This is a genomic window from Pseudomonas fluorescens (genome assembly GCF_001708445.1).
GTDB classification, from domain to species: domain Bacteria; phylum Pseudomonadota; class Gammaproteobacteria; order Pseudomonadales; family Pseudomonadaceae; genus Aquipseudomonas; species Aquipseudomonas gorinensis.
Genome location: NZ_CP015637.1, coordinates 1,449,977 through 1,466,900, shown reverse-complemented (window position 1 = coordinate 1,466,900; position 16,924 = coordinate 1,449,977). Strand labels below are relative to the sequence as shown.

At 61.3% G+C, this 16,924-nt stretch carries 17 protein-coding genes; 10 read left to right on the top strand and 7 right to left on the bottom strand.

The features are described from left to right. The 5 genes from A7317_RS31355 (at position 1) to A7317_RS06525 (ending at position 3,389) form a co-directional block, all read left to right on the top strand. Positions 1 to 702, top strand: coding sequence for an ABC transporter ATP-binding protein (locus A7317_RS31355; protein WP_017844798.1), 702 nt, complete (start codon positions 1 to 3; stop codon positions 700 to 702). Positions 703 to 936: 234 nt separating this feature from the next. Further along, on the top strand, positions 937 to 1,233 hold the full coding sequence (locus tag A7317_RS06540; RefSeq protein WP_024073886.1) for a DUF2282 domain-containing protein: 297 nt from the start codon (positions 937 to 939) through the stop codon (positions 1,231 to 1,233). A 22-nt stretch (positions 1,234 to 1,255) separates the two neighbouring features. After that, entirely contained in the window at positions 1,256 to 2,134 is an 879-nt protein-coding gene (locus A7317_RS06535) for a DUF692 domain-containing protein (protein WP_024073885.1), read from the top strand. Next, a complete protein-coding gene (locus tag A7317_RS06530) occupies positions 2,131 to 2,907 on the top strand; it encodes a DNA-binding domain-containing protein (RefSeq protein WP_069075406.1) in 777 nt (258 codons plus the stop codon). Before A7317_RS06535 ends, A7317_RS06530 begins: the two co-directional genes overlap by 4 nt. Then, on the top strand, positions 2,904 to 3,389 hold the full coding sequence (locus tag A7317_RS06525) for a DoxX family protein (RefSeq protein ID WP_069075405.1): 486 nt from the start codon (positions 2,904 to 2,906) through the stop codon (positions 3,387 to 3,389). The genes A7317_RS06530 and A7317_RS06525 overlap by 4 nt, the downstream gene beginning before the upstream one ends. Here A7317_RS06525 and A7317_RS06520 read toward each other — a convergent pair. Continuing rightward, positions 3,386 to 4,294 carry a LysR family transcriptional regulator gene (locus A7317_RS06520; protein ID WP_069075404.1) on the bottom strand — a complete coding sequence of 303 codons (909 nt, stop codon included), beginning with the start codon at positions 4,292 to 4,294 and terminating at the stop codon, positions 3,386 to 3,388. The two genes, A7317_RS06525 and A7317_RS06520, sit on opposite strands and share 4 nt — an antisense overlap. 104 nt (positions 4,295 to 4,398) lie before the next feature. Between A7317_RS06520 and A7317_RS06515 the strand changes: the two genes are divergently transcribed. From A7317_RS06515 to A7317_RS06505, 3 genes are all read left to right on the top strand, one after another. Then, positions 4,399 to 4,998, top strand: a complete 600-nt coding sequence (locus tag A7317_RS06515; RefSeq protein ID WP_069075403.1) for a short chain dehydrogenase — start codon at positions 4,399 to 4,401, stop codon at positions 4,996 to 4,998. A gap of 96 nt (positions 4,999 to 5,094) precedes the next feature. After that, on the top strand, positions 5,095 to 5,766 hold the full coding sequence (locus A7317_RS06510; RefSeq protein ID WP_024073880.1) for a COG3650 family protein: 672 nt from the start codon (positions 5,095 to 5,097) through the stop codon (positions 5,764 to 5,766). Positions 5,767 to 5,872: 106 nt separating this feature from the next. Then, positions 5,873 to 7,486 carry an NAD(P)/FAD-dependent oxidoreductase gene (locus A7317_RS06505; protein ID WP_069075402.1) on the top strand — a complete coding sequence of 538 codons (1,614 nt, stop codon included), beginning with the start codon at positions 5,873 to 5,875 and terminating at the stop codon, positions 7,484 to 7,486. Positions 7,487 to 7,753: 267 nt separating this feature from the next. Here A7317_RS06505 and A7317_RS06500 read toward each other — a convergent pair whose 3' ends face one another. Next, positions 7,754 to 8,848 (bottom strand): PLP-dependent cysteine synthase family protein, encoded by a 1,095-nt coding sequence (locus A7317_RS06500; RefSeq protein ID WP_069075401.1) that lies wholly within the window; start codon positions 8,846 to 8,848, stop codon positions 7,754 to 7,756. Positions 8,849 to 9,065: 217 nt separating this feature from the next. Here A7317_RS06500 and nhaA point away from each other — a divergent pair, with 217 nt between their 5' ends. Further along, positions 9,066 to 10,241 (top strand): Na+/H+ antiporter NhaA, encoded by a 1,176-nt coding sequence (gene nhaA / locus A7317_RS06495; protein ID WP_024073877.1) that lies wholly within the window; start codon positions 9,066 to 9,068, stop codon positions 10,239 to 10,241. A 159-nt stretch (positions 10,242 to 10,400) separates the two neighbouring features. On the opposite strand, the gene A7317_RS06490 is transcribed toward nhaA, so the two are convergent. Continuing rightward, positions 10,401 to 10,865, bottom strand: coding sequence for a glycine zipper 2TM domain-containing protein (locus A7317_RS06490; RefSeq protein WP_003189251.1), 465 nt, complete (start codon positions 10,863 to 10,865; stop codon positions 10,401 to 10,403). 157 nt (positions 10,866 to 11,022) lie between these two features. Between A7317_RS06490 and A7317_RS06485 the strand changes: the two genes are divergently transcribed. Next, complete coding sequence (locus A7317_RS06485) at positions 11,023 to 11,265, top strand: hypothetical protein (RefSeq protein WP_024073876.1); 243 nt, start codon at positions 11,023 to 11,025, stop codon at positions 11,263 to 11,265. Positions 11,266 to 11,319: 54 nt separating this feature from the next. On the opposite strand, the gene pdxH is transcribed toward A7317_RS06485, so the two are convergent. The 4 genes from pdxH to A7317_RS06465 form a co-directional block, all read right to left on the bottom strand. Then, positions 11,320 to 11,967, bottom strand: coding sequence for a pyridoxamine 5'-phosphate oxidase (gene pdxH / locus A7317_RS06480; protein WP_024073875.1), 648 nt, complete (start codon positions 11,965 to 11,967; stop codon positions 11,320 to 11,322). A 27-nt stretch (positions 11,968 to 11,994) separates the two neighbouring features. Next, positions 11,995 to 13,161 carry an OmpA family protein gene (locus tag A7317_RS06475; RefSeq protein ID WP_081329158.1) on the bottom strand — a complete coding sequence of 389 codons (1,167 nt, stop codon included), beginning with the start codon at positions 13,159 to 13,161 and terminating at the stop codon, positions 11,995 to 11,997. Positions 13,162 to 13,305: 144 nt separating this feature from the next. Next, a complete protein-coding gene (locus A7317_RS06470; RefSeq protein ID WP_024073873.1) occupies positions 13,306 to 14,451 on the bottom strand; it encodes an EstA family serine hydrolase in 1,146 nt (381 codons plus the stop codon). 82 nt (positions 14,452 to 14,533) lie between these two features. Then, positions 14,534 to 16,828, bottom strand: a complete 2,295-nt coding sequence (locus tag A7317_RS06465) for a beta-galactosidase (protein WP_024073872.1) — start codon at positions 16,826 to 16,828, stop codon at positions 14,534 to 14,536. Positions 16,829 to 16,924: the final 96 nt, after the last annotated feature.

Below are 16,924 nucleotides of genomic sequence, written 5' to 3'. Positions count from 1 at the left end.
ATGCTGCAATTCGAAAACGTTTCCACTTTCTACGGCAAGATCCAGGCCCTGCACAGCGTCAACGTGGAAGTGCGACAGGGTGAGATCGTGACGCTGATCGGCGCCAACGGTGCTGGCAAGTCGACCTTGCTGATGACCCTGTGCGGTTCGCCCCAGGCCCATAGCGGCAGCATCCGCTACATGGGTGAGGAACTGGTGGGCCAGCAGTCGTCACACATCATGCGCAAGAGCATTGCCGTGGTGCCGGAAGGCCGACGGGTGTTTTCGCGCCTGACCGTGGAGGAAAACCTGGCCATGGGCGGGTTCTTTACCGACAAGGGCGACTACCAGGAGCAGATGGACAAGGTGCTGCACCTGTTCCCCCGGCTCAAGGAGCGTTTCAGCCAGCGTGGCGGCACCATGTCCGGCGGCGAGCAGCAAATGCTTGCCATCGGCCGGGCGCTGATGAGCAAACCCAAGCTGTTGCTGCTCGACGAGCCCTCCCTCGGCCTGGCCCCGATCATCATCCAGCAGATCTTCGACATCATCGAACAGCTGCGCAAGGACGGAGTGACGGTGTTCCTGGTGGAACAGAACGCCAACCAGGCGCTGAAAATCGCTGACCGCGCCTATGTGCTGGAAAACGGTCGGGTAGTGATGCAAGGCACGGGTGAACAGTTGCTGACCGATCCGAAGGTTCGCGAGGCGTACCTGGGCGGTTAACACCCGGTTGCAATGTGGGAGGGGCTTGCTCCCGATAGCAGTGTGTCAGGCACAGAGAATGTGACTGATGTGCCGCCATCGGGAGCAAGTCGAATCGTCGCACCGCCCCTCCCACATTTTTTTGCAGTGTTTGAAATTATTTCCTCTGGCCTTGTAACGAACATCGCCCTCCCGTCTCTAGTGGTGCAAGCAGGCATTCAAGCCCGCTCCTCAACCTACTGCTGGAGATCCACCATGACGACCAAACTGTCCGCCGCTACCCTCGTCCTCGCCCTGGGCTCGGCCTTGAGCCTGTCTGCCCTGACCACCACCGCCCACGCTGCCGACGACATGCAGAAATGCTTCGGCGTCGCCGAAGCCGGCAAGAACGATTGCGCCGCCGGCGCCGGTACTTCCTGCGCCGGCACTTCAAAAACCAAGGACCAGGCCAACGCCTGGAAACTGGTCCCCGCCGGTACCTGCACCCAAACCCCCAGCTCCACCTCGCCGACCGGTTTCGGCCAGGAAGCCGCCTTCACCGCCAAGTCCTGATCCCCGCCCAGCCTGAGTACTGATGATGACGCTTTCATCCTTGCAAACGGTCTCACTGGCTCAGGTGCCCGGCCTTCCGCCGCGGGTCGGGCTGGGGCTGAAAAACGAGCATTTCATCGAAGTGCTCGAGACCTCTCCCGATATCGGTTTTTTTGAAGTACACGCCGAAAACTACATGGTGGCCGGCGGTCCTTTTCATCACTACCTGGGCCTGATCCGCGAGCGTTACCCGTTGTCGCTGCATGGCGTGGGTCTGTCCATTGGCGGCGAAAGCCCACTCAACCGTGAACACCTGGCGCGGTTGGCCAAACTGATCGAACGCTATCAACCCCACTCGTTCTCCGAACACCTGGCCTGGTCCAGCCACGGTCCGGTGTTTCTCAATGACCTGCTGCCCCTGGCCTACGACGTCGCGACCTTGAACAGGGTGTGCGAACACGTGGACCACGTGCAAAGTGCGCTCAAGCGCCCGATGTTGCTGGAGAATCCGTCGACCTACCTGCAGTTCCAGCGCTCAACCCTGGACGAGACGGACTTCATCAGCGAAATCATCCGCCGCACCGGTTGCGGCCTGCTGCTCGACGTCAACAACGCCTACGTGTCGTGCATCAACCATCAACGGGACCCGCAAGCCTATATCGACGCCCTGCCCTTGCAGGCGGTTGGCGAGATTCACCTGGCCGGTTTTGCCGAAGACACCGACAGCCTGGGTGACCGACTGCTGATCGATGATCACGGCGCTCCCATCGATAACGCCGTTTGGCAGTTGTACGAACAGGTACTGGCACGCACCGGCCCGGTCGCCACGTTGATCGAGCGGGACCACCAGGTACCGGCCTTCAACAGGCTGATGGCTGAAGCGCAACAGGCCCAATGGCATCTGTCGCAGGTGACCCCATGAGCCTCCACGATGCATTCACCACCGCCCTGCTGGCACCTGAGCCTGCCTGCCCTGACGGCCTGTTCAGCAGCAACGGCGCCGACCCGGGCAGCCGTTTTGCGGTGTATCGCAACAACGTCCACAGCTCATTGATCCAGGCATTGGCCACCGCGTATCCGGTGACGGCGCAACTGGTGGGCGATGCTTTTTTCCGTGCCATGGCGGGCCTCTACGTCCAGGCATGCCCTCCCGACAGTCCGCTGATCAGCGAATATGGCGGCACACTGGCCGGTTTTATCGAGGGTTTCGAACCTGCGGCGAGCGTGCCTTACCTGGCGGATATCGCGCGACTGGAACGCCTGCGGGTTCGCGCTTATCACGCGGCAGACACCGAACCGTTGGACTCACAGGCAGTTATCGGGCAACTGCAGGGACGAACAGACCTGGGGCAGTTACGCCTGCAACTGCACCCGTCCGTCTCCACGTTGACCTCCCCCTACGCCGTCGTGGCGGTATGGGCGGCGCACCAGGCCGAGGGCGCCATCGCCTCCTTGAACCCCTGGCATGCCCAAAGCGCCCTGGTCCTGCGCCAAGGGCTGGAGGTCAAGGTCTTCGCCATCGACAGCGGCTCGGTGGCATTTATCAACAGCCTGCAGCACGGCACAGGACTGCAAAGGGCCGTGGCAGAGGCCCTCGATGCCTCGGCCGAATTCGACCTGCACCAATGCCTGTCGCTGCTGATCAGCCACCAGGCCATCACTCACCTGCACATAGAACACAAGGTATCGCCATGAACACCAGCGCTGCGCGCCTGATCAAACAGGCCGTCCATCTGTTCGAACAAATCCCCTACAGCCTGATCGCCTTTATCGCGCGTTTCTCCATAGCAGCGGTGTTCTGGAAGTCGGGGCAAACCAAGGTCGAAGGCTTTGCCATTGACCTGGTCAGCGGCACTTTTCAATTCGGTGCACCGAAACTGGCAGCCTCGACATTGCCGCTGTTTCGCACTGAATACGCACTGCCCCTGTTGTCGCCGGAAGTGGCGGCGCATCTGGCGGCATTTGCCGAGCACTTCTTCCCGGTGCTGATCCTGGTCGGGTTCGCCACACGCTTCTCGGCCCTGGCCCTGATCGGCATGACCCTGACCATCCAACTGTTCGTCTACCCCGACGCCTACCCCACCCACGGCACCTGGCTCGCGCTGCTGCTACTGTTGGTCGCCAAAGGGCCAGGCAGACTGTCCATCGATCACCTGGTCGCCCGTCGCTATCGCTAGAGGCGATCCAGGGCCTCGCCACTGCGCTTGAACCAGTCCACCAGGTAGTCGGCCAAGACCTGGGTTCGGCGTGGCAGGCCACCTTGGTAGGGGTGGACCAGGTACATCGGCAGGCTGCGTGTCTGATAATCGCGCAGGAGCCAGCGCAATCGGCCGTCAGCCAGTTCCGCGGGTAATACATAGGACGGCAGGCGGGCGATACCGGCCCCCACCAGTGCGGCCTTTTTCAGCAGGTTGTAATGATTGGAGGCAAAGGTGCCGCTCACGCGGACCCGCAGCAATTCGTGCTGCTGGTGGTACAACCACTCTTCACGGCCACTGTAGTGACTGTTGAGCAAACAGCTGTGCGCGGCCAGGTCCGCCGGGGTCAGGGGTTCGCCGTGCTGCTCCAGGTAGGCCGGGCTCGCGCAGGTCATCTCATGCCAGGCCAGCAGCGGCTTGGCCACCAGGCGCTCATGTTCGATCGCCCCCGAGCGCACGCCCAGGTCAAAACCGTCCCGCGCCAAATCCCGGTAGCTATTGTTGAGTTCCAGCTCAATCTGCACCTGTGGGTACTGCTTGGAAAACTCCAATAACAGGCCATCGAAGAACGTTTCGCCCAACGACACCGGCACCGTCATACGCACAGGCCCCGACAGATCGTCCTTGAGCCGGGCCAGCGCCTGGCGGGCGCGATCCACCTGTACCACTAATGCCTGGGCCTGGGGCAACAACGCTGCGCCGGCGGCAGTGAGGCTCAGCTTGCGCGTGGTGCGGTGCAGCAATATCACCGCAAACTGCGCTTCCAACTGGCTGATGCGCTTGGACAGTTGCCCCTTGCTGCAACCCAACTGCTCCGCCGCCACGGTGAAACTGCCGGCCTCGATCAACGCCGCAAAGGCGGCCAGGTCATCCATCTCACTCATGGATTGTTTCCATTTGAAAACCAAAGGTTGCCTATTAGCACGTTTATCCACCTCAAAAGCCAGCCTAGACTGAACCTTCACTTACCCCCTGGAGGAACCGCACGATGAAAATCCTATTGATTGGTGCCAGCGGCACGGTCGGCTCAGCAATCAAGGCAGAGCTGGCGCAGCGACACGAGGTGATCAGCATCGGTCGCAACAGCGGTGACTTCCGGGTGGACATCAGCGACAGCGCCTCGATCCGCGCGCTGTTCAAACAGACCGGCAAGTTCGACGCCCTGGTATGTGCCGCAGGCAGCGTCACCTTTGCAGCGCTGGGCGAGATGAGCGAAACCGATTTTGAACTGGGCCTGCGCGACAAGCTGATGGGGCAGGTCAACCTGCTGCTGATCGGCCGCGAGTACGCCAACGATGGCGCCTCATTCACCTTTACCAGCGGCATTCTCAACCGCGATCCGATCCGCACGGGCGCCTCGGCGGCGCTGGTCAACGGTGCCATCGACGCCTTTGTCAAAGCGGCAGCCATCGAGTTGCCGCGGGGCCTGCGCATCAATTCCGTCAGCCCGACCGTACTGCTGGAAGCCATGGGCAGCTACGCGCCGTATTTCCGTGGCTATAAACCGGCGCCGGGCGCGGATGTGGCGTTGGCCTACGCGAAAAGCGTTGAAGGGTTACAGACCGGCCAAACCTTTATCGTGGGCTGAATCGGCACGTTGTAAGAATTGCCTGAACCTGGGCCGCGGGCTTGTGATGCATCGCCAGCCTGCGTAACGTGGCGGCACTTGTCAGGAGACCCGATAATGCGTGCCGCCCGTACCTTTGCTTTATTTGCCTTGCTCCCCCTGTTTGCCGCCTGCCAGATGTTCGAAAGCGAGCCCGCCAAGCCCTCTACCGCCGGGCTGACCCGTATGCAGGGCGAATTGACCGCCGTCGGCGGCAAACTGCTGTTCAAGCCTTGCAACGACCAACGCGATTACGTCGTCAACGACACCGGCGGCACCAGTGTCCTGCAGGAAGCCGCTTCCCTGGCCGGCCAGCAAGGCGCACTGTTTGCCGATTTGCGCGGCAAGTTCTCCGGCGTCGCCAGCGGCACCCAGGGCTCGGTGGACCTGCAACAGTTGTATCGCGTCGAGCGCTCGACATCGGCCTGCAACGACCCGGACTTCAAGCGCATGATCCTGCGGGCAAACGGCCATAAGCCGGCCTGGGCAATGAACGTCACGGCCAAGGGCATGGTGCTGGAGCGCGAAGGCCAGCCGCCTCTCGCGGTGCCTTATGTCGAAGAGCAATTGGGGGACGGCCGTTTCAACCTGATGACCGAAGCCAATAACCAACACATCGAACTGTGGGTCGCCCCGCAACGCTGTATCGACAGCGTCAGCGGCAGCCTGCAACACATGACCGCCGAATTGCGGATCAACGGTCAAGTGCAGCGCGGCTGCGCGGCTTTCGGCGGTTCGCGCGACGATTGATTGGCGCCTGCGCTGTTTTAACATGACGGGAAACCTCGGTTGGGGCTTATAATCGCCGGTTTGCAAAACCGCCGGCCCCACCAAACGCCGCACACCGGATCCTGTCATGTTACGAATCACCGAACTCAAGCTGCCCATCGACCATCCCGAAGAAGACCTGCGGCCCGCCATCGTGCAGCGCCTGGGCATCGCCAGTGATGACCTGCTCGATTTCACCCTGTTCAAGCGCAGCTACGACGCCCGCAAGAAATCGTCGGAGCTGTGCTTCATCTACACCATCGACCTGAACGTAAAGGGCGAAGCAGCCCTGCTGCTCAAGTTCGCCGATGACCGCAACGTCAACCCGGCGCCGGACGTCAGCTACAAGGTGGTGGGCCGTGCGCCGGAAGGCTTGAGCGAGCGTCCTATCGTCGTCGGCTTCGGCCCGTGCGGTATCTTCGCCGGGCTGTTGCTGGCGCAGATGGGCTTCAAGCCGATCATCCTCGAACGCGGCAAGGAAGTGCGCCAACGCACCAAGGACACCTGGGGTCTGTGGCGTAAAAGCGTGCTCAACCCTGAGTCCAACGTGCAGTTCGGCGAAGGCGGCGCCGGGACCTTTTCCGATGGCAAGCTCTACAGCCAGATCAAGGACCCGAAATTCCACGGTCGCAAGGTACTGCACGAGTTCGTCAAGGCCGGTGCCCCGGAAGAAATCCTCTATGTCAGCAAGCCGCATATCGGCACCTTCCGCCTGACCGGCGTCGTGGAAAACATGCGTGAGCAGATCATTGCCCTTGGCGGTGAGGTGCGCTTCGAACAGCGGGTCACCGACGTGCTGATCGAAGACGGCCAGCTGAACGGGGTGGTCATCGATGGCGGCGAACAGATCCTGTCCAAGCATGTGATTCTCGCCCTTGGCCACAGCGCCCGTGACACCTTCCGCATGCTGCATGACCGGGGCGTGTATATGGAGGCCAAGCCGTTCTCGGTCGGCTTCCGTATCGAACACCCGCAATCGTTGATCGACGCCGCACGCCTGGGCAAATACGCCGGGCATCCGAAACTCGGCGCCGCCGACTACAAACTGGTGCACCACGCCAGGAACGGCCGCTCGGTCTACAGCTTCTGCATGTGCCCGGGGGGTACGGTGGTGGCCGCCACCTCCGAGCCGAATCGCGTGGTCACCAATGGCATGAGCCAGTACTCGCGTAACGAGCGCAATGCCAACTCCGGCATCGTCGTCGGTATCACGCCGGAGGTGGACTACCCCGGTGGCCCGCTGGCCGGTATCGAGTTGCAGGAGCGCCTGGAGTCCCACGCCTACATCCTGGGCGGCAGCAACTACGAGGCACCGGCACAACTGGTGGGTGATTTCATCGCTGGCAAGCCGTCCACCACGCTTGGCAGTGTGGAACCCTCCTACAAGCCAGGCGTGCGCCTGGGCGACCTGGCCATGGCCTTGCCGGACTTCGCCATCGAAGCGATCCGCGAAGCGTTGCCAGCCTTTGAAAAGCAGATCAAGGGCTATTCGCTGCACGATGCAGTCCTGACCGGCATCGAGACCCGCACCTCATCGCCGCTGCGGATTACCCGTAACGAATCGATGCAGAGCTTGAACGTCAAAGGCCTGTTCCCGGCCGGTGAAGGCGCTGGCTATGCGGGCGGGATTCTGTCGGCAGGGGTTGATGGGATTCGGATTGCCGAGGCGTTGGCGCGGGATATGCTCGGCATCGAAGCCTGAGAACACCGCACCCACGACCTCTAGCAAACTGGCCCCTGTGGCAAGGGGCTTGTTGTGGGGGGCTGGCTTGTTGTGGCGAGCGGGCTTGCCCCGCGTTGGGGCCAGCCCCGCCACACCAAGCCAGCCCCCACAACAAACCCGCCCCCCACAACAATCCCGATCACCACAAAAAACCGGTCATCAAAGTAAATATTTAATCCTTAATAATCAATAAGTTATTTCATGCCGGAGGGACCTACCCCCTCCCACATCAGGCTTTGCGTCGGATCAGATATTTGCGCGCAGGATGTTGGCCGGCAACAGCTCGCCCCGCTCCACACTGGCCGCAACGGCCGTAATCAAGCCATCCAATTCATATCCCTGCCCCAGCAGCCACGCCTGGTCGTAATAGGTGGTGGCATAGCGCTCGCCCCCATCACACAAGATCGCCACGATCGAACCTGACTCCCCTGCCGCCTTCATCTGCTGCGCCGCCACCAATGCGCCAATCAGGTTGGTCCCGCTGGAACCCCCGACCCGCCGCCCCAAACGCTCGGCCAGGTAATGCATGGCCGCCAACGACAGTGCGTCCGGCACCTTGACCATCGCATCAATCACCTTGGGCAGGAACGACGCCTCGACCCGTGGGCGACCAATCCCTTCGATCCGCGAGCCGCAGTCCAGGCGCAGGCCGGCGTCACCGCTGAGGTAGTAGTCAAAAAACACCGAGCGCTCGGCATCGGCACACAATACGCGGGTGCAATGCTGGCGATAGCGCACGTAGCGCCCTAGGGTCGCAGTGGTACCGCCAGTGCCGGGGCTGGAAATCAGCCAGCTCGGTTCCGGATGTCGCTCAAAGCGCAGCTGCTGGAAGATCGACTCGGCGATGTTGTTGTTTGCCCGCCAATCGGTCGCGCGCTCGGCGTAGGTGAACTGGTCCATGAAGTGACCACCACTTTCCTTCGCCAGGCGTTCGGACTCGGCATAGATCTGCGTCGGATCCTGTACCAGATGGCTCTTGCCACCATAGAAAGCGATCTGGGCGATCTTTTCCTGGGAGGTGGTGGCAGGCATCACCGCAATAAACGGCAGGCCGAGCAGGCGCGCAAAGTAGGCTTCCGAAATCGCCGTCGAACCGCTGGATGCTTCGATCACCGGTGCTCCCGGCTTCAGCCAGCCATTGCACAGCGCATACAGAAACAGCGAGCGGGCCAGGCGATGCTTCAGGCTCCCGGTGGGATGGCTGGACTCGTCCTTGAAGTACAACTCGATACCCGGAAAGCCCGGCAGCGGCAGAGGTATCAAGTGCGTGTCAGCGCTGCGCTGGAAGTCCGCTTCAATGATGCGAATGGCTTCGCGGGCCCAGGGACGATGGTCACTCATAAGGGAAGATCTCTAAGAATTTCAGCCCCAATCTTAGGATGTTTCCTACACTGCACACAGATACAGTGACGACTCAATTGGACACACAATTGCTAGGCTTTGGCGCAATGCCAGGGTACCCCATCCCTTATAACAAATAAGAATATAACTTTTGTTTTAACAACTAACAGTACGGGTTAGGGTACCCACCTATTGAATCTGGATTGGAGAGCACCCCTTGGCTCTGCGTAGCACTTTTACCCGTTTCTTCCAGCTGGAAGCCGCCAGCGGTCTGTTATTGATCGCGGCGGCCGCCTTGGCGCTGATCATCAACAACTCACCGCTGTCCCACCTCTACGGGGCCTTTCTCGAGGTACCGGTGGTGGCCCAGATTGGCGCGTTGAACATCGCCAAGCCCGCGCTGTTGTGGATCAACGACGGCCTGATGGCCTTGTTTTTCCTGCTGATCGGCCTGGAGGTCAAGCGCGAGCTGCTGGACGGCCACTTGTCCAAGCCATCGCAAGTGGTCCTGCCGGGCGCTGCGGCCATCGGCGGCATGGTGGTACCGGCGCTGATCTACTGGGCGATCAACAAGGATTACCCGGCGGCGCTCTCCGGCTGGGCCATCCCCATGGCCACCGACATCGCTTTCGCATTGGGCGTGCTGGCCCTGCTGGGCAAGCGTGTGCCGGTGTCGCTGAAGCTGTTCCTGATGACCCTGGCAATTATTGACGACCTTGGCGCGATCATCGTGATTGCCGTGTTCTATTCCGCCGACCTCTCCGGTGCCGCCCTGGCCGGCGCGGGGATGTGCTTGATCGCCTTGATTGCCATGAACCGCCTAGGTGTGATCAAGCTCGCGCCTTACCTGATCATCGGGTTGATCCTATGGGTGTGCGTGCTGAAAAGTGGCGTGCATGCCACCTTGGCCGGCGTGACATTGGCGTTCTGCATCCCGATGCGTACCAAGAATGCCGAACCTTCGCCGCTGCTGACCCTGGAACACGCGCTTCACCCATGGGTGGCCTACGGCATCCTGCCGCTGTTCGCCTTCGCCAACGCCGGCGTGTCCCTCAACGGCGTCAGCCTGGAAAGCTTTACCCACCATGTGCCCATGGGCATCGCCCTAGGCCTGCTGATCGGCAAGACCATCGGCGTGTTCGGCCTCACCTGGCTGGCCATCAAGACCGGCCTCGCTGCCCTGCCCAGCGGTGCCAACTGGGGCCAGGTATTTGGCGTGGCGATCCTGTGCGGTATCGGCTTCACCATGAGCCTGTTTGTCGGCTCACTGGCCTTTGTGCCGGGCGCCAGCGAGTTTGCCGGGGAAGATCGAATGGGGATCCTGACCGGGTCGATATTGGCGGCATGTATTGGGTATGGCGTGACGGCGATGGCAAGTCGCAAGAAGGCCTGAGAGGTTCGGCGACGCGCATCATTGTAGCGAGGGAGCTTGCTCCCTCGTCACAGGTCGTGCGTACCTGGACAGACACAACGCCAGCCGCGCACTGGCCGCCCCCATAAAAAAACCCCAACCAGTCACCCGGTTGGGGTTTTGTGTTTCTACGACTGACGTTTAGCGAGTCACGCGGCTGGTGCCATCAACGGTCATGATGCGCACGCGGTCGCCGATGCGGAAGATTTCATTTTCCTGCACGGCCTGTACGTAGGCGCGCATGCTGCCGTCGTCTTCACGAACGGTGATTTCCACGCCCTGGGTACGGGTCAGGCCTTCTTCAGTGGCCGAACCCAGCAGGCCGCCAGCAACGGCGCCGATGACTGCGGTAACGATACTGCCACGGCCGCCGCCGATGGCGCTGCCGCCGACACCGCCGATGACTGCACCCGCTGCGCCGCCGATTGGGGTCTTGGTGCCTTCGATTTTCACCGGACGCAGGGATTCAATGGTCCCCATGCGAACGGTCTGCACACGACGCGCTTCGTCACGGGAGTACGAGTCGCCGGTCAGACTCGAAGCGCAGCCACCCAGCAGCAGCGACAGGGTGGTAAAGCAGGCAACCAGTAAAACGGACTTACGCATAGCATCAACTCCAAAGGACAGGTATTCATTAGACGCTGCAGCTTGACGCCTGTCACGGCAAGCCCGGCAGAAAATTGCTTTCATTCAGCCTGAGTACAGACTGCCAGTACCCAAAATACCGACGAACGGTAGCACGCTCAACATAACCAGGAACTTCATGGATTATTTCATCATTGTAGTCATTACCGCCGCTGGTCTGTACTTCCATGGTTGGTTGTACGTGCGCATCAGGCGTTGGATAGACCGCGACCTGGCGCTGTCCCTGGCGGGCAACGACCTGCACAAGCGCGCCTTTATGCTGCAACAGCTAGAGAAGGCCCGGGCCTTGAAGATCAAGCGGAACGACCTGCCGCTCTGGCTAAAGAACGCCGCACAGCACTACACGCCCGAAGACTCTTGAACAGAGACTTCGGTGTGATCGGCTTGATTCAGGAGAGATGACGAAAGGTGCCGCTCAGGGCGCCAGGCGCTCGCGGGTCCAGTCCGCGCCTTGCAGGCGATAGTTCAGGCGGTCATGCAGGCGGCTGGCGCGGCCTTGCCAGAACTCAATACGCTCGGGCAGCAAACGGTAGCCACCCCAGTGCTCGGGGCAGTCGGGCTGGGTGTCGCTGAAACGCTGTTCGGTAGCCTTGAGCAGTTCCTGCAGCGCCTCGCGATCACGAATGACCTGGCTCTGCGGGGAAGCCCACGCGCCCAGGCGACTGCCCAGGGGGCGGACCTGGTAATAGGCGTCCGACTCTTCGGGCGTCACCTTGACGACCCGCCCTTCAATGCGCACCTGGCGCTCCAGGGTCGGCCAGAAAAAGGTCATGGCCGCGAACGGCCGCGCCGCGAGCTGTTCGCCCTTGGCGCTCTGATAGTTGGTAAAGAAGGTAAAGCCCTGTGCATCCAGGCCCTTGAGCAACAGGATGCGACAGTGCGGACGACCGTCCTGGTCTACCGTGGCCAGGGTCATGGCATTGGCCTCCACCGGTGGCTGCTCGGTTTTCACCGCATCGGCAAACCACTGGTGAAACAAGGCAAACGGCTCATCCGGGGCCTGGGCCTCGCTCAAACCGTCCCGTGTGTAGTCACGGCGCATATCGGCCAGTGCCTGGGTCATGCGACTTTATCCTTCTGGTTCAACGGATCAGTTTTTCGCCTGGTCGTTCGCCGCCGGCGTAGCAGCCTTGGCTTTGGCCGGAGCCGGTTTCTTCGCAGCCGGCTTGGCTGGGGCCTTTTTGGCAGCTGGCTTGGCGGCGGCTTTCTTGGCGACAGGCGCCTTTTTCGCCGCAGTCTTGGCAGCCGGTGCCGGCGCTGGAACATCCTGCACGGCAACCATTTCAGCGACAGGTGGCGTCTTGCCGGAGTTGTACTTACTCAGCAAGGCCAACATCGTTGTACGCTGAGTGAACATGATTTCCATGCGACGATTCAGCGCACGCCCCTGATTGCTGTCGTTGGCGGCACGCGGCATAAGGTCGCCCATGCCACGCAGCATCAAGCGGTCTTGCTTCAGGCCGCTGAGGCTGAAAATCGAAGCGATGGACTGCGCGCGCTCCTTGGTCAACGCCTGGCTGGCCGGAGCGGAACCGGTGGCATCCACGTGGCCCAGCACCAGTACGGCGGTTTTCGGATCGGCTTCAACAGCCTTGGCAACGCGGGTGAACGGGCCCAGGGTAACCGGCAACAACATCGCCGGGCGTTTCGGGTTGTAGGAGCCGTCTACCGGGGCAATCACCACCAATACGTTATCGCGGCGCTCCAGTTGCAGGTTGCTGTCCTTGATAGCGGCGCGCAGGCGCGGTTCATAGTCGTCCAGCCAGGCCTGGGTGATTTTCGGGTCGGGCATCGGTACGTTGGTCACGTCGACCTTGGCCAGTGGCTTGGGCTTGCTTTCGAACGGCCACCACCAGTGGGTTTCGGTGTCATTCTTGGCGACAGCTGGCGCGGCGGCGGGTGCCGGCGTCGCGGCCTTGAGGTCGGCCGTCAGGTCAGCCTTGGCATCGGCGGCCTTTTCGTCGGCACTCTTGGAGGAGAACGGCCACCAGCTGGAGCCGGTGTCAGCCTTGGCAACCGGCGCTGGGGCTGGGGCTGGAGCTGGGGCAGCAGCAGCAGCGACCGGGGCAGCAGGCTTGGCGCCAGCGGCAGGTTTAGCGTCCGGCTTGGCGTCGGTTTGGCTCACTGCGTCCTTGGTGGCAGCCTTATCAGATCCAAATGACCACCAATGCCCCCCTTCGGCATCATTTTGTGGAGTTTGTGCGCAACCAGTAATAGTGAGGCACAGCGCCAGTGCCAAGGACTTGTTCGATAACATGAGATATCCACAAAATGAGAAAAAAACCGGGGGGTCTGGATGACCCGTTAAACAGACGCTTCCAGAACATTAAAGTTACAACATTTCGCTCAGCGTCTTCTTATACTTGCATTTGTAACAAAAAAACGTGAAACAGCAAGGGGTTTACAGACAACCGGCCAATATTCCGACCAACTTCTGCGCACGAGGGTCCATAAGTACATACGGCCCCAACGTATTAGTCACAAAACCGAACGCAACATCATGTTCAGGGTCGGCAAACCCCACCGAACCACCCGCGCCAGGGTGCCCAAACGCACGCGGGCCAAGGCCGAAGGTTGCATTGGGCAACTGCGGTTGATCCAACATGCAGCCCAGGCCAAAACGGGTCTGAGTCAATAAGGTTTTATCCGGCCCAATACTGTGTTCACGAGTCAATTGTTCGAGCATGTCGCTTTCCAGCAAACTACCGTCCAACAAACCGCTATAAAAACCCGCCAGGCTGCGCGCATTACCGTGACCATTTGCCGCCGGCTGCTGCATGCGTCGCCATTCGGGTTTATTGGTGCTGGTCAGAATAGAAGGTGGGTTGGCAAATGCCCGCGTCGTCATGGCGTTCGGTTCACGCATCATTACTTGCAGTAAACGTTGTGCGGCTTCATCGCCCATATTGCCTTTACTGCGCGCTATATGAGCCACGCGATAAAACTCTTCATCCGCCAGCCCTACATGGAAGTCCAATCCCAACGGCCGCGCAACCCGCGCCACGATGGATTCACCCGGGCCGCGCCCGTCGGCACGGCGCAGCAATTCGCCGACCAGCCAACCATAGGTGATTGCCTCGTAGCCATGGCCTTGGCCCGGTGTCCACCACGGCGCTTCGGCCGCCAGGGTGTCGACCATGCGTTGCCAGTCGTATAGCGCTTCGGCGGGCAGCATTTCGCGGATCGCCGGCAATCCGGCCTGGTGGCAGAGCAACTGGCGCAGGGTGATGGTTTCCTTCCCCGCCGCCGCAAACGCCGGCCAATAATCGGCCACTGGCGCATCCAGCTTCAGTTTGCCTTCGGCGACCAATTGCAGGGCCGTGACCGCAGTAAACGTCTTGGTGCACGAGAACAGGTTGACGAGGGTGTCGCTGTGCCAGGCCTCGGCACCATCCTTGTCGGCGGTACCGGCCCACAGGTCGACTACCGTTTCCCCGCCGATCTGGATGCAAAGCCCGGCACCACGCTCCTGCGGGTCATCGAACAAGGCGGCGAACGCTTCACGTACCGCTTCGAACTGAAGTTCGTAATGACCCTGAACCTGCACCTAAGCCCCCTCGGAAAACGCCATAAAAAGTGGCTGACATTGTTCCAGCCCTTGTAGGATTTGTGAACCCGTCACCACTGAATCAATGACCATTTCCAGAGTGCCCGCCGGCGTGCCCAGCGCCCTGCCCCGCACCTTTGCCATCATGCGCGTTACCGCCTTCGTGCTCATGCACTGCACTGGCCGCCTTGGCCTTTTCGGCTTCCTTGCCCAGTTGGTCGACCGCCGCCAGGTTGCTCTTGCGCACGCTGTCGACAAACCCCTGGAATGGGATATCGGTAATGCCAACCAAGCCGAAGTGGCCGTTTTCACCGTCCAGCAGGCGACCGGTAACCGGTTGGTCCAGGTACTGGAACCAATGCACGCCGACGATCGACGGCTCGGCCATGGCCTGCTTGAGGAAGGTCGCATACGCCGCCCCCCGGTCTTCTTCCCTGGCCAACTGCGTCACACCGCCCCAGAACGGGCCACGGTCTGCAGAGCCGAAGTTGAATTCGGTGATCAACACGGGCTTGTCCAATGCGCGCAACGCAGCGAAGTCATAACCGTCCTGAGGCTTGAGCGTGTACATGTTGAAGCTCAACACGTCGCAATACTGCGCACAGGAGGCCACGGCTTCCGGCGTACTCACGGCGTAACGGCCACCCAGCAGCAACTGGTTGGGGGCATGCCACTTCAACGAATCGGAAATGGTCTTGAAATAGGTGTCGGCGAAGGTTTTCTGGAAATATTTGAAGTCGGCTTCGATTTCTGGGTGCTCAGGACTCGGCATCGGCGGTTCGAAGCCTGGGTCTTCCATCAACTCCCAGCCCGCCAGGTGGATACCCCAGGCCCTGGAGAGGCCTTCTTCATTGCGGTACTTGTCGCGCAATTGCTTGAGGAACGCACGTTTGGCCGGGACGTCGGTGGTCATGCGCAACGTGCCATAGGCCAGGGCATAGCGTGACTTGGGATCATCACCGGGGCCGGCCCAGGCCAGTTCGTTGTCGGCAAAGAAGCCGATCAGCCACGGGTCATCGCGGTGATCGCGGGCAGCGATGGCTACGGCGCGCTCAGTGGCCATGGCGAAGCGAGGGTCGAACGGGTCGGGCATGCCGCCCCACCAATCGGTACCGGTGCTGATGCTGGCGTAATCGCCGACGATCGATAGCGGCAAGGTGTACGGTACGCGGTCGGCGGTGGCCAGGTCCGCCGCGCTCCAGTTGCCGATGGTGTTGAAGCCCCAGGCCTGCAGGCGGTCGAGGGTGTGGCTGATCCAGCGCTTCTGGTCGTAACCATCAGTGTCGTAGGTACGCTGCAGGTTGGCGCGGTAGAAATCGTACCAGCGCCCCGCCGCAAAGCTGCGGCCTTCGCCTGCGCCATTGCCGGTGCGATGATCGCTGCTGCCATAGTACTTGTCGAAGGGTTCACCAGCCTGGGGCAACGCCCCGAACATCCATTCACGCCCCGCCACGTAGGTCTGGTTGTTATCCGACGCCACGGTGTTCACGCCCAGGGAGTAGAACGGGTGGCCTTCCGGCGTCACCAGGTACCAGCGACCGTCACGTTTCTCGGTGCGGAAAAAGCCGCTGGCATCGAACGCCGGCCCTTTGTTCCAACCGCCGTATTGATCCAGTGCGGACTTATCCCGCTCGGCCAGCCACGTCTTGAGCTGTTGCTGCTCCTTGGCAGCGGCGGCCTTGAGTTGTTCGTCGCTGCTGACCTTTTCCGGCCAGCGCGCACGCGTGGATTGACCATAGGCGTCCACCAGGTTGCTGTAGGCAGCCTTGAACGCTGGCTCGCTGTCCTGCACGCCGAAGCGCTCCAGCAGGATGCTTTGCGCAACATTGGGCTTGATCATCGACAGGGTCACCGAGACCACCTGGCTGCGGTCGATCTCCCCGGCGCTGCTGGCCAGCAACACGCGCTGGCCGTCGACGGTGATCGGCATCGGCGGGCCCGCCTTCATGCCCTGGCTCAGCGGCGAGTTGGCTTGCAACGGAACCAGCAGGGTCTGGGCCGGGCCCGCAGGCAGGTCGATGCGACTGACCAGGGTCTTGCCGTCGTTGCTCTGCACCTTGACGTACAGGGTCAACGCCCAGTCCATGGCACTCTGGATACGCAGGCTCATGGCGCCGGACTGCGACCAGTCCCACACGCCGCTTTGCGGGCTCAGCACCAGGCTCGGTTCGGCGGCCGGGTTGAACGTGATGCGGCGCAGCACCTCGCCTTCCGGGGTTTGTTCGGCGTTGTATTGCGGCAGGCTGGCGTCCTGGGTCGCCACCTTGACCACATCGGCAGGCCGGACGAAGTTGAACAATGTTTGTTGCCCGCTGGGCGCGGCCATCAAGGGCGCGGCGAACAGCAGGGCAAAAAGGGCGGGCAGCGTGCGAATCATACGAGCAAGGTTCTCCCAAACGGCCGGTGAATGGCCTGATGACATAAAGCGATAGCAGTGAGATAGACCACGAAGTGGGCGAATTCGCCCACGGTG

Bases quoted from the DNA above. Each gene is read 5' to 3' on its own strand.
- A7317_RS06490 (WP_003189251.1), bottom strand. From the start codon at position 10,865: ATGCGTAAGTCCGTTTTACTGGTTGCCTGCTTTACCACCCTGTCGCTG.
- A7317_RS06540 (WP_024073886.1), top strand. From the start codon at position 937: ATGACGACCAAACTGTCCGCCGCTACCCTCGTCCTCGCCCTGGGCTCG.
- A7317_RS31355 (WP_017844798.1), top strand. From the start codon at position 1: ATGCTGCAATTCGAAAACGTTTCCACTTTCTACGGCAAGATCCAGGCC.
- A7317_RS06475 (WP_081329158.1), bottom strand. From the start codon at position 13,161: ATGTTATCGAACAAGTCCTTGGCACTGGCGCTGTGCCTCACTATTACT.
- A7317_RS06505 (WP_069075402.1), top strand. From the start codon at position 5,873: ATGTTACGAATCACCGAACTCAAGCTGCCCATCGACCATCCCGAAGAA.
- A7317_RS06535 (WP_024073885.1), top strand. From the start codon at position 1,256: ATGATGACGCTTTCATCCTTGCAAACGGTCTCACTGGCTCAGGTGCCC.
- A7317_RS06520 (WP_069075404.1), bottom strand. From the start codon at position 4,294: ATGAGTGAGATGGATGACCTGGCCGCCTTTGCGGCGTTGATCGAGGCC.
- A7317_RS06530 (WP_069075406.1), top strand. From the start codon at position 2,131: ATGAGCCTCCACGATGCATTCACCACCGCCCTGCTGGCACCTGAGCCT.
- A7317_RS06500 (WP_069075401.1), bottom strand. From the start codon at position 8,848: ATGAGTGACCATCGTCCCTGGGCCCGCGAAGCCATTCGCATCATTGAA.
- A7317_RS06465 (WP_024073872.1), bottom strand. From the start codon at position 16,828: ATGATTCGCACGCTGCCCGCCCTTTTTGCCCTGCTGTTCGCCGCGCCC.
- pdxH (WP_024073875.1), bottom strand. From the start codon at position 11,967: ATGACCCAGGCACTGGCCGATATGCGCCGTGACTACACACGGGACGGT.
- A7317_RS06510 (WP_024073880.1), top strand. From the start codon at position 5,095: ATGCGTGCCGCCCGTACCTTTGCTTTATTTGCCTTGCTCCCCCTGTTT.
- A7317_RS06525 (WP_069075405.1), top strand. From the start codon at position 2,904: ATGAACACCAGCGCTGCGCGCCTGATCAAACAGGCCGTCCATCTGTTC.
- A7317_RS06515 (WP_069075403.1), top strand. From the start codon at position 4,399: ATGAAAATCCTATTGATTGGTGCCAGCGGCACGGTCGGCTCAGCAATC.
- A7317_RS06485 (WP_024073876.1), top strand. From the start codon at position 11,023: ATGGATTATTTCATCATTGTAGTCATTACCGCCGCTGGTCTGTACTTC.